10 protein-coding genes are annotated in these 11,612 nt (G+C 69.7%); 6 read left to right on the forward strand and 4 right to left on the reverse strand.

Features of this window, described 5'->3' with window-relative positions; genetic code table 11:
* The first annotated feature begins 782 nt into the window (after positions 1–782).
* Positions 783–1,781, forward strand: a complete 999-nt coding sequence (locus tag ACFVYK_RS19420; RefSeq protein WP_389775331.1) for a MerR family transcriptional regulator — start codon at positions 783–785, stop codon at positions 1,779–1,781.
* Positions 1,782–2,292: 511 nt separating this feature from the next.
* Here ACFVYK_RS19420 and ACFVYK_RS19425 read toward each other — a convergent pair.
* Both ACFVYK_RS19425 and ACFVYK_RS19430 read right to left on the reverse strand, forming a co-directional pair.
* Entirely contained in the window at positions 2,293–2,889 is a 597-nt protein-coding gene (locus ACFVYK_RS19425) for an NADPH-dependent F420 reductase (protein ID WP_389775334.1), read from the reverse strand.
* Positions 2,890–2,929: 40 nt separating this feature from the next.
* Entirely contained in the window at positions 2,930–3,748 is an 819-nt protein-coding gene (locus tag ACFVYK_RS19430; protein ID WP_389775336.1) for an inositol monophosphatase family protein, read from the reverse strand.
* Between the two features lie 659 nt (positions 3,749–4,407).
* On the opposite strand from ACFVYK_RS19430, the gene ACFVYK_RS19435 reads away from it, so the two are divergent.
* The 4 genes from ACFVYK_RS19435 to ACFVYK_RS19450 all read left to right on the forward strand — a co-directional run bounded on the left by ACFVYK_RS19435 (position 4,408) and on the right by ACFVYK_RS19450 (position 8,322).
* The gene (locus ACFVYK_RS19435) at positions 4,408–6,375 is read left to right on the forward strand and encodes a YncE family protein (protein ID WP_389775338.1); all 1,968 of its coding nucleotides are present in this window, start codon (positions 4,408–4,410) and stop codon (positions 6,373–6,375) included.
* Between the two features lie 352 nt (positions 6,376–6,727).
* A complete protein-coding gene (locus ACFVYK_RS19440; RefSeq protein ID WP_389775340.1) occupies positions 6,728–6,973 on the forward strand; it encodes an SMI1/KNR4 family protein in 246 nt (81 codons plus the stop codon).
* 20 nt (positions 6,974–6,993) lie between these two features.
* Entirely contained in the window at positions 6,994–7,320 is a 327-nt protein-coding gene (locus tag ACFVYK_RS19445; RefSeq protein ID WP_389775343.1) for a hypothetical protein, read from the forward strand.
* A 354-nt stretch (positions 7,321–7,674) separates the two neighbouring features.
* Entirely contained in the window at positions 7,675–8,322 is a 648-nt protein-coding gene (locus ACFVYK_RS19450) for a dihydrofolate reductase family protein (protein WP_389775359.1), read from the forward strand.
* 51 nt (positions 8,323–8,373) lie between these two features.
* Here ACFVYK_RS19450 and ACFVYK_RS19455 read toward each other — a convergent pair whose 3' ends face one another.
* Positions 8,374–8,643, reverse strand: a complete 270-nt coding sequence (locus tag ACFVYK_RS19455; RefSeq protein ID WP_389775344.1) for a hypothetical protein — start codon at positions 8,641–8,643, stop codon at positions 8,374–8,376.
* A gap of 987 nt (positions 8,644–9,630) precedes the next feature.
* Positions 9,631–10,893, reverse strand: a complete 1,263-nt coding sequence (locus tag ACFVYK_RS19460) for a beta-ketoacyl-[acyl-carrier-protein] synthase family protein (protein WP_389775347.1) — start codon at positions 10,891–10,893, stop codon at positions 9,631–9,633.
* Positions 10,894–10,961: 68 nt separating this feature from the next.
* Here ACFVYK_RS19460 and ACFVYK_RS19465 point away from each other — a divergent pair, with 68 nt between their 5' ends.
* Positions 10,962–11,579 (forward strand): TetR/AcrR family transcriptional regulator C-terminal domain-containing protein, encoded by a 618-nt coding sequence (locus ACFVYK_RS19465; protein ID WP_389775350.1) that lies wholly within the window; start codon positions 10,962–10,964, stop codon positions 11,577–11,579.
* The last annotated feature ends 33 nt before the right edge of the window (positions 11,580–11,612 follow it).

An 11,612-nucleotide genomic window follows, 5' to 3' on the forward strand; every position in this document is an offset into this window, starting at 1 on the left:
GCGTGCGCCACCGGGCGACCGACTTGTCGCCCGGCAGCCTGGCCCCATGTCCCACCGTCGCTGCACCCGGCCGGTCACAGGAGGAAGGGCAGGTTCACGATCAGGGCGATGTATGCGATGCCGGCGAGCACGATGAGCAGGGTGGACAGGACGATGTGGACGTGACGCCACGGCGTAGGGATCCCCGGAAATCGCTTCCTCAGCAGAGGCCAGGTGAGGAAACCAAGGTCCTGGAAGGAAAGAGGCAGGTGCTGCCACAACTCCCGGAGCCCGTCCGCGTCCCATAGCCGGGCTCGACGAGCACAGGCCGGTGGCCTGTGGAGGTGATGACGATCCGGCTGCCGTGCGGACCGTCTATGGGCACCCTGACCGTGTGCAGCCCCGTCAGGGACGACACCGCGGTGTGCAGAACCTTGCGGTTCCACCGGTGAGGGCGGGCCCGCGTTGTCACGCGCCCAGCGGGAGGCTCAACTCCGCCCGCAGAGCGGCCATATCCACCTGGCCGGCAGCCAACCGCGGCCGGCGGTGAGGGTGCGTTCCCGGTCGATGCCGTCCGCCAGTTCGGCAGCCGTACGACGGCCTCGACCGACACCGCGAACGGCACCGGTGAGCCGTTCAGGGAGGCCTGGGAAGTCCACGAAGTCAGGGCGGGCAGAGCGGTTACCGCTCCTGCCCGGCGTTCCGGACCGGCGCACAAGGGTGACACCGCGGACATCTCGGCCGGGGCCGCGCTGGGGAACGGCCTTGAGTCTCCAGTGACTGGAGACGGCAGAGTGGGGGACATGGACGTTACGACCCTCTACTCGATCGGGGAGCTCTCCCGGCGGACCGGTTTGTCTGTGAGGACCATCCGGTTCTACTCCGATTCGGGGGTGGTGGCGCCGACCACCCGTAGTCCCGCCGGCTATCGGCTCTACGACCTCGACGCGCTGCTGCGTCTGGAACTTGTGCGCACCCTGCGCGAGTTGGGCATGGCCCTGCCCACGATCCAACGAGTACTGGACCGCGAGCTCTCGGTGGCGGAAGTCGCCGCGGCGCACGCGGACGCCATGGACGTCCAGATCCGCGTGCTGCAACTGCGTCGCAGCGTTCTGCGAGTCGTGGCCAGCCGCGGGTCCAGTCCCGAGGAGACCAAGCTCATGCACAGGCTCACGCAGTTGTCCGGCGAGGAACGCCGGCGTTTGATCGACGACTTCGTGGATGGCACCTTCGGCACAGTGGATGCCGACCCGGGCGCGGTGACCATGGTTCGCGCCGCAACTCCCGACCTCCCCGATGACCCGACCGACGAGCAGGTCGCCGCGTGGGTGGAACTCGCCGAGCTGGTCGGCGACGAGGATTTCCGTGTCCGGATGCGCCGGACGGCCGTACGCCAGGCCGCCGGGCGCCCGCTCGACATCGAGCGTGATGCCGGCGAGGAGCTGATGGAGTTCACCCGGCAGAAGGTGGCCGAGGCCAGGAAGTCGGGCACCGACCCGCTCAGCGACAGGGCCGCACTGCTCATCGACGACCTCGTGCACCGCTTCGCCGAGGTGTTCGCGCGCACCCCTGACACGGAATTCCGGGACTGGATGGCGCAGCAGTTCGAAGAGGCTCACGATCCCCGGGTGGACCGGTACTGGCGGCTGGTGTGGATCGTCAACGGCTGGCAGGCAGTACCGGACCTGATCCCGGTGTACCCCTGGCTGACCCAGGCCCTGCGAAAGAACCGCGATGCACAGTCACCGCAGTGGGACCGCCTCGGATCCCGAAAGAGCCCAAGGGATCGCCTGCAGACGTGAGACCAGAGCCGTCCACCGTCGCGATGTACGACGAACGACCTGCACACCCACCACGGCACTCCATGCCAGGCTTGACGCCGAATCGAAGGCTCCGTCGTGGCCGGCACCGAGGCGGTCCGCCGCCGGAACCACGCTCAAGGACGCCGAGCTGATCACGGTCACGGTCATGTCAGCGCTGCTCGGATACACCTCTGAGCGGCGCTGACTTCACCGCCTCGGGAAGGACTTCGGCCACCGGTTTCCGATGTGCCCCCAGTCGGCCACAACAAGCGGCCGCGCGCCGCGTCCCCACGGCACTGAACCGGCCGGCGCTCCCTGCTGGAAAGTCGGCGGCTGGCCCGTCCGGAACGCGACCAACCCCCCGCCCCCGCCGCTGCGCTGACCGGCCACACCCCATCCAACCCGCCCCCTCCGCATCCGAGAAGACGGACCGCTCCATCACCGCCTGAGGTCAGGCCCTGAACAGACGAAACACGCCTCACCCGCTGTCGCACACCACCTCGTAAGGCACTCAGCGGGCGATGGAGATCGCGAAGGGGGTGAATCCGCTCGAGCGGATCACGTGAGGCACGAAGAGGACGGCGGCTTCTGTGGCGCGGGCCGTTTCGATTCCGCCGAGGTCGGTGATCCAGTCGGGGTGCCAGCCGAGTTCGGTGAGCATGTCGTGGACGGTGCCCTTGGCCTGTGGGTCGTCGCCGGAGAGGAAGACGTCGGGTGCCTGGTCGAGGGTGGCCGGTGCGGTCATGACGGGGTAGAGCATGGTGTTGAGCGTCTTGACGACACGCGTTGCGGGCAGTGCCCGCTGGAGCTGTTCGGCGAGACTCGAGCCGGGGTAGAGGAGGTCGGCGGGCAGTCCGTCCGGCCCGTCGGTGGTGGCGTTGGAGACGTCGACGAGGATCTTGTCGAGCAGTTCCTCGCGCAGGGCGGTGAGCCGGTCGAGTGAGCCGGCGCCGGGGGTGGCGTTGATGACGATGCGTGCTGCCCGGGCGGCGTCGGCGGCGGCGCCGGGGGTGCGGTCCGCCACGAGGACTCGGTGTCCTGCCCGGGTGAGGGCGGTGGCCAGGTTGCCGCCGACGCGGCCGCTTCCGAGTATCGCGATCGTTGTCACGGTGATCAGGTCCTTCGGTGTGGAGGGGTGAGGGGCGCGGTCAGCGCGAAAGAGTGGCGACGGCTTCGGTGTGGATGCCGGGCGCTGATGCCAGGAAGCTCTCGCTCTGCGGGGTCCAGGGGCGTCCTTGGGCGTCGGAGATGCGTCCGCCGGCCTCGGTGACGAGCAGGGCCCCGGGAAGCAGGTCGGCGCGGGCGCCGGCGAACTGCCAGAAGGCGTCGGCCCGGCCGGCGGCGACGTTCAGCAGGTGCAGGGTGGCGGGCACGGCGGCGCGGACGACGAGGGCGTCGAAGAGCATCGCGGTGATCGAGGAACCGACGCGCCGAACGACTGTCGCGTCCTCGTCCGGTCGCGCCTGGCTGGTGGCCACGATGCTCAGGCCGAGGTCCGTGGTCTGCGAGACGCGCAGTGGCCGGCCGTCGAGGTGGGCTCCTGCGCCGGCTGTCGCGGTGTAGGTGTCGCCGGTCATCGGGAGGTGGACGACGGTGAGGACCGGCTGGTTGTCGCGCACGAGGGTGGCGGTCACCGCCCATTCCGGCAGGGCGTGCAGGTGGTTGACGTTGCCTTCGGCCGGGTCCACGACCCACCATTCGCCGTCCGGGAGCGCTCCGCCGTCGAGTTCGTCCTCCACCCAGCCGGCGTCCGGGCGCAGCTGCGTGAGGCGGGGCCGCAGGATGTCCAGGGCCGCGTCGTCGTTGCCGGCGAGGGCGTGCATCAATTCCTCGCGGGTCCGGTACGGGACCACTTCGCCGAAGCGCTCGCGCAGCGCCGAACCGGCCGCGCGCACAGCGGTCACGGTCTGGTCGAGCATGTCGGCGTCGCGGGCGGCAGTGTTCGTGGTCCGAGGCGTTCGAGGCATGGGGGTGCTCCTGTCTTGGAGGGGGTGGATGAGGCCGGTGCGGCCGGGTGAGCGCGGGCGTTCCGTGCTGTCGTCTCGACGCTATAGGCACCGCGGATTCACAACAAGTGCATGTCAGGCACGGTTGGAGTTACTCGTATGCAATTGGACTTGAATCTGCTGACCGCGCTCGACGCCCTGCTGGAGGAGGGCAGGGGGGCCGGGGCGGCCGCGCGCCTGGTGGAACGGAGTAGCCGCCGTCGTCGCGGTGGGCGCCGCCATCGTCCGCGCCTCACTGCCGCGACGTGTCGCCGTCGCGTTCCACAGTGGTGGAGACACCGGCCGGTCCCTGCGGAGGCAGGCGCATTCGTAGGGCGTCCCCCAGTGCGTAACGCTGCCCGTAATCGGTGGGTGGGGGGCGTACCTGTCCTGGGTGGTCGAGGAGACTCACTCGCAGTAGGGCACCCCACCCGGGGCCTCACCGTCACCGCGCCGGGTTTGTCCGGCGGGCGTTCCAGAGCGGTGGAAGATCGGTGGAAATCCCGCCCATGTTGTCATTGGCATGCCATAGGCTGCTGCTCTGCCGCGTTCACGCATCCGCTGCGGGTGCGAAGGGGGGACGCAGGCGCTTCATCACGCCCGGCGGACGCCGGGCTTCTTTTCTGGGGGTTCCCATTTCTGTGCGCAGGCGCAGCATCTCGACCGCGACGACGCTCGCGGTCGTCCTCAGCTCCGCGGTACTCGCCGCGGGTTCGGCGGGAGTGGCGGTAGCCGACTCCGCCAAGCTCCTTCCGGTGGAGTCGGTCGGCGACATCGTCGTGGACGGCGCTCACCAGCGGGTCTACGTGTCGGACCCGCACGGCGGCAAGATCGTCGTCACCGACTACACGGGGGCCGTCAAGACGACCCTGACCGGGTTGCCCGGCGTGACCGGCCTCGCGCTGTCCGCCGACTCCGGGCAGGTGTACGCGGCCGTCACGAACGGCAACCGGATCGTCTCGGTGGAGACGGGCACGTACACCGAGACCGCCAGCTACCCGCTGGGGGCGGCTCCGGGCGACCTGGAGGTGGTCGACGGCCGGATCTGGTTCGGCTACGGCTCCAACTTCGGTTCGCTCGACGTCTCCGGCGCCGAGCCCGTCGTCCACCTCGCCCAGCGCGGGGACGTCAACTTCTTCGGCGGCACGACGCTGCTGGGTGCCGACCCGGCCGACCCGGGCGTCCTGGTGGCCGGCGCAGGCGGCGCACTCGCCGTGTACGACGTGACGGCCGACGGCGCCGTGCTGCGCGCCAAGGGCGACATGGACACCTCCGTGAAGCAGCTGGACCTGACGCCCGACGGCAAGCAGATCCTCACCTCGTGGGGCTCGCCCGGCTTCGGATACGGCATCGGCGCCTATTCGACCGCCGACCTCACTGCGCAGACCGGCTATCCCATCGACGCGTACCCGAACGCCGTGCGGGTCGCACCCGACGGCAGCGTCGCGGGCGGCAGCTTCTCCTGGTACGAGCCCGACGTCCACATCATGCGGCCGGGCGCGGCGACGCCGGTGCGGGAGTACGACTTCCCCAACACCGGTAACAGCAGCGGCGCCGACACCCTCGTGGACGGCGCACTGGCCTGGGCCCCGGACAGCAGCCGGGTGTTCGCGATCTCCGTGAACACCGGCGGCGGCTTCACCCTGCGCGCTCTGACGGACCCGACCAAGGAGCTGCCGTCGCTGAAGGTGACGGCACCGGTCAAGGCGGAACGCGCCAAGAAGCTCACCGTCACCGGCAAACTGACCTCGGCGACGCCGTTTCCGGCGGGAACCGCTCTCAAGGTGACCCGCGCGGACCAGGAATCCCCGAGCGGCAAGGTCCTCGCCCCCGTCAAGACCAAGGCGGACGGCTCGTTCGCGTTCACGGACGTCCCGCCCGCCGGCGGCAAGGTCACCTACCGGGTGTTCTTCGCGGGCGACGCCGGCCACGCGGCCACCGTCGGCTCCGACGTGGTGGCCGTCTCGCGCACGGCGGCCGCGCTCAGCCTCACCAACAACGGCAAGCTGTACGCGTACGGCAAGGACGTCACGTTCACCGCGCACCTCGGCCCGACGTACAAGAACCGCACGCTGGCCATCTACGTGGACCCCGCCGGCTCCGACAAGCCGAAGAAGCTGGTCAAGAACGCCAAGGTCAACTCGAGCGGCAACCTTTCGGTCGTCGTCGACATGACCCGTGACACGGCCGTCACGGCCGTCTTCGCGGGTGACGCGCGCAGCGCCGACAAGACCGCGAAGTCCACCGCGGGCGCCTACGCGCAGGTCTCGACCGCCGTCTCCCGGCACTACAAGACGGGGCGGATCGGCTCCACTTCGTACTTCTACTTCCGCAAGAACACCGACCCGTTGTTCACCACGACCATGAACTACTACGCCGGCCGCCAGCAGCGTCTTCAGGTTCAGGTCTACTACGAGGGTTCCTGGTACGACTCCGGGTCCCAGTACTTCCCGGTGAGCACCAACGGGAAGTCCGCCGTCACGCTGGAGGCCCCGGGCGAGGCCGGCGTCCGCGCCCGGGTCCGCTCGTCGTACATCGACGGCTCCTCCGGCGACAGCGTCAACGCGACGACGCACGGCGCCTGGAAGTACGTCATCTTCACCAACTGAGCCCCGACCGCGGAAAAGTCGCGACATGACACGGCGGCGCGTCCTCCCCGCAACGGGCCGGGCGCGCCGCGCGTGGCGGGACTGGGACCGATCAGCGGCGGTCGTCGGCGTGGTGACGGTGGTCGCCCGGCGCCGGCTGTGGCCATCGTCGACGAGGTGACCGCGACCGGTCGTGTGGGGTAGAGGAATCGGGGTGGCCTCACGGGCGAAGGTGAGCTGGGGCGTTGACCGCGAGCGGCCTGCCGCTGGAGTACACGCCAGCTGAAGGATCACCGCCCAGGGCGGTTGCGCCCGGTGGTCGAAAGCGCGTCCTCTCCGTTGGATTTCTTGGCCGGACGAGAGTAGAGCACGTATGGACCCCCGCCTGCCCCGCCTGCCCCGCCTACAGCGCAAGCTTGCCCAGGTACCCTTCAGCCCCCTTCGCAGCCACTCGTTCGGCGAGGAGAAGCACCGCTTCCGGCTCGGGCCCACCATCAGCCCAGCGATGCTCGACGCCTTCGAGACCGACCACGGGGTCGTTCTTCCCGATCCCTACCGCGACTTCCTGACGTTCCTGGGGGCGACGGGAGCTTCCCCGTTCTACGGGCTTCTGCCCTGAACCGGTGCGACCTGTTCACCATGGACCCGGAGGGGGCAGGCGGCGGGACCCCGCGCGGCTTCAGCGCGGTCGAGGACCGTACCCGCCCAGGCGACAGGTTCCTGCACATCATCGAAGCGGGATGCAGCGATGTGGTTGTGCTGGGAGTCACGGGCCCGCTGACCGGGCCTGTTCTCACCGGCAACTCCGACGGGTTCTGGGGCCCCGACCTGTCACCGGCCCCCGGCTTCCTCGCCTGGTACGAACTCTGGCTGGACGAGATGGCGGCCGGTCACGACAACCGGGCCCTCGAACTGACCTCCCCCGCCGCTCGCAGCGCTGCGGAACGCTCCCGTTCCACCTCATAGCGGCCCGGGACGGCACCCGGACAACATCGGTTCTCGCTGACGTCGGATTCCGCGTGTGAAGGCGTCCGCCGGGGCAGCGTCCAGGTGTGCAACGTCGCGAGGGCCAGGCACGCGGCACGTCCTGGCGAAACCCGTTGAGGGGTGGGGCGAGCATGTCACCTCGTAGTCGACAAGCCCAGAATCTCGTACAGCGTGCGCACCAGGATGCCGCCGAACGGCCCAGGTGCACGGCCACGCGGGGCACGCTGGGAAAGAACTCAAGCGCCGCTGTCGATCCAGCCACGTCCCGTTCGACATCCTGATGGCGAACACATCGCCTACACGAGGAGACGACAGACCATGATGGGACAGCACGTGGGTCAGCTGCTGCGAGTGCAGAACTTCACCATCTCGAGCGACGGCATCGCCGCCGGCGAGGACCAGAGCCTGGAGAGACCCTTCGGCCACGACATCGATCCGGGAAAGCTGTTCTCCTGGGCCGGCGCCACGGCGAGCTGGCCCAACCGCACCGACCCCGGGGGGAGTCGGGGCCTCGACGACTACTTCACCCGGGACTTCAGCCACAACATCGGCGCCGAGATCATGGGCCGCAACAAGTTCGGACCCCAGCGCGGCGAGTGGCGTGACCACGAGTGGCAAGGCTGGTGGGGCGACGAGCCCCCCTTCCACACGCCGGTGTTCGTCCTGACCCATCACAAGCGTCCATCGTTCACGCTCTCCGACACCACGTTCCATTTCGTGGACGGCGACCCGGCCACCGTGCTCGAGCAGGCACGGGAGGCCGCGCAGGGCAAGGACGTCCGGCTCGGCGGCGGCGTGACCACCGTCCGGGAGTTCTTGGACGCCGACCTCGTCGACACCATGCACGTGGTCGTCTCACCGGTGACGCTCGGGTCCGGGCTACGTCTGTGGGACTCGCCCGAAGAGTTGCGCGACCGGTTCCACATGGAGATCGTGCCCAGCCCCAGTGGCGTGACCCACCACCTGTTCTGGCGCAAATGATGCGAGAGAGATGGCCCGGGAACCCTGGCACGGACGACCCGAGCGCTCCCCTCAGATGAATACCCATGACTCCACCGGCCCGCCAAGTGACCCCTTCCGCGCCCGGATCGCCGATGTGGACATGGAGCGGGGCATCTGACAGCCGCCGAATGCGAACGGTCGCGACCGCTCCTGCCGGTCGTCAACAGCCGTTGCGACCGGCAGCGCGACCACCTTCAGGTGATCAACAGGAACCTGCACCCAGTCCGGACCGGGACGCAGCGGCATGATCCGCCCGAACGGTCCGGGCCGCGGAGGACCCTTCATCAGCCCATCGGCCATGGGCCGACCGACGGGACCGGGGCAGCGTCCGCCTGAGCAGGTCCAGGCCACGCCTGCCGCGGCGGGCGAGACCAAGGACCTCACGGTGGACGCCCTCATCGTCCGCGCTCATCAGCACGCTGCCGTGTAGGTGCCGCGCGTCCGCGCTCCTCAGCACGCTGCCGTGCGGGTGCCGCGAACCGTGGCGAACTGCGCTCCGTGACAAGCGGTCGCAAGGGTGCGGCACCGGTGCCGAGCAGATCGGGCCATGCACGGCTCGCGCCGTGGACCGCGGCCGCTGGCCTGTCCCCATGGCGAGATCGCCCGCCGGAACGCTGCCGAAGCGATCCGCCAAGGTCGCAGATCAACCCCAACGCGACCCGCGTACGGCGGTGGATCGACGGCGAGCGTCCCCGCCCACGGGTCCCGGCCCTGCTCGCCGCGGTGATCTCCGACGCGGTCGGCCAGCCGCTCACCCCCGATGATCTCGGCCCAACCGCTCGAGGGCCCGCCTTGGATCGCATCCAGCTCTCGCTGCTGACCGAGGCAGCCGCCCAGACCCTGGCCACAGGGAGTCGCGAGCCGCCTCAAGGGGGGCGTCTCGCCCTCGCTCAAGACCCGCGTGTTCGCAGCTGCCGTCAACCCAGCCGCGCCGCGCCACGCCGCGCCGGCCGGATGAGTCAGCCACGGCTGCCGCCGGTATGCCACCACCCAGCGGTACTGGTCGTAGGGCGTCCACCCCCCACCCGAGAACGGACGGCCGGACCGCGGCGTGGAGATCGTCATCCGCATGTCCCATCAGATGGTCTGCCTCGGCCACCCCGGCGAACCCCTGGGCCTGCTCGGTGTCGCCGCGGCGAAGGCCACCCTGCCCGCCACGAAGGCGCTGGTCGCCTCCCGAACCGGCCGAGTCCACGCCCCCCTCGGCGACGAACAACGCGCTGAGCAACGCTCGATACTCGATCAATCGACGGCGACCAGCCACCGACAATGGTGCGTTCGTGCAGGTCATGATGCGGTCGACACCGCACGGGACGCGTGGTGTCGTGCGCCGGTGACGATGAGTGAGACGTTCTGTCCACCGAAGCCGAAGGAGTTGCTCAGCACGGCTTCCTGGGGAACGTTTCGTCGCTCTGCCACGACATCGAGGTCGATGCCGGGATCGACGCCGGCCGCGGTGACGTTGCGGGTCGGCGGGATGACGCCGTGCTCCACACTGAGGACGGCGATGATCGCCTCGATCGCGCCTGCGGCGCCGAAGAGATGGCCCAGCGCCGCCTTGGGAGCGGTCACCGTGGCGTGGCCGAAGACCTCTCCGATCGCGTGTGCCTCGGCGACGTCACCGGCCGGAGTTCCGGTGGCGTGGGCGTTGATGTGGCCGATCCGCTCGGGAGCCAAGCCGGCTTGCGCGAGGGCCTTCCGCATGGCGGAGATCTGACCGGAGCCGTCGGGAGCGGGAGCCGTGATGTGGTGAGCGTCGGCCGCGATGCCGGCGCCCGCGAGCACCGCGTGGACGCGCGCGCCTCGCGCGTCGGCGTGTTCGGCGCTTTCGAGCACCACCACAGCCGCGCCTTCACTGAGAACGAATCCACTGCGGTCGGCAGCGAACGGCCGGGAGGCTGAGGCGGGTTCGGCGGTGTGGCGCGACAGTGCTTGTGCCTGGGCGAAGCCGGCGACGGTGATCGGGGTGATCGCGGCCTCGGTTCCCCCCGCGATGACCACGTCCGCCTCGCCGGCACGGATGAGCCGGGCCCCCAGGGCGATCGCCTCGGCACCGGAAGAGCACGCCGAGACAGGCGTGTACGCCCCGGCCCGCGCGCCGTACTCGATACTGATCAGCGCTGCCGCCGCATTGGGCATGAGCATCGGGACCGTGCGTGGTGAGACGCGCCGGGTTCCGGCCGCCTCCAGAGCGTCGTCTTCCCTCAACAGCGTCCGCACTCCCCCGATGCCCGTGCCGATCGCTGAGGCGAGCCGGTCCGCATCCACCCGCGGTGCACCGGCGTCGGCCCAGGCTTCGGCCGCCGCGGTGAAGGCTGCCTGCTGTGAGCGGTCGAGCCGCCTGGCCTGCACCGGCAGGAGCGACGCGGCGGGGTCGATCGCCATCGTCCCGGCAACGGTGTCAGGAAGGCCGGCGTCCTCGTGGCCGGGCAGAGCGTCGCCGCGAATGCCGGACTCGCCGGCAAGCAAGGCCTTCCAGGTGGATTCCACGTCTCCACCAAGTGGCGTGATCGCGCCGAGTCCGGTCACGACGACTTCAGTCCGGTGCATGTCCTTGAACCTTTCTTGTATGCGATACAAGCGAACAGAGCCTTGTTGTATCACATACAATTCCGGGTGTGGAGACGAAGCGAACCGAGACTCGATCAACGTCGACCCGGACGCGTGACCGAGGTCGCGCGACGAGACGCCGGCTGATCGAGGCAACTGCACAGCTCTGCAAGGAGCGGCCCGGCGCCGAGGTGAGCGTCGCCGAGATCGCGACCGCGGCAGGCGTCTTCCCCAATCAGGTCACCTACCACTTCGGCTCCAAGGACTCGCTGCTCGTGCACGCGGCCTTTCTCGGCCTGCTGCACGACGCCCGGCGAATTGAGCGCATCGGACGCCAAGCCCCCGACGCGGCGGCATTTCGCCGCAACATCGCCCGTGCCGTACTGGCGATGCCCTCGCTCCCAGCGGTCGCGCGAGCACTCGCCACCGGGATCTCCAAACCCGAACTCGCCCCTGTGGTCGACCAGCACCTCCAGTTGCTGTTCCGACAATCCGAGCGCTTCGTGAGCCAGCTCATCGACAGTCGCGGCTGGAGGACCCGCCGACCGCTCAGCGTGGAGGCCAGGACGTTCTGGAGCACCGCTTTCGGCGCTGTGCTGCTCGTCCGCGCCGGGGCGCACGGCACGGTCGCCGACCTCGACCTCGCCGGAGCACTGACCATCCATGACGAACCCGAGCGCGGCTAACACCGTCGAACGGGCCGGCGGGCAGACGTGCGC

Source organism: Streptomyces sp. NPDC058291 (assembly GCF_042880855.1).
GTDB lineage: Bacteria > Actinomycetota > Actinomycetes > Streptomycetales > Streptomycetaceae > Streptomyces.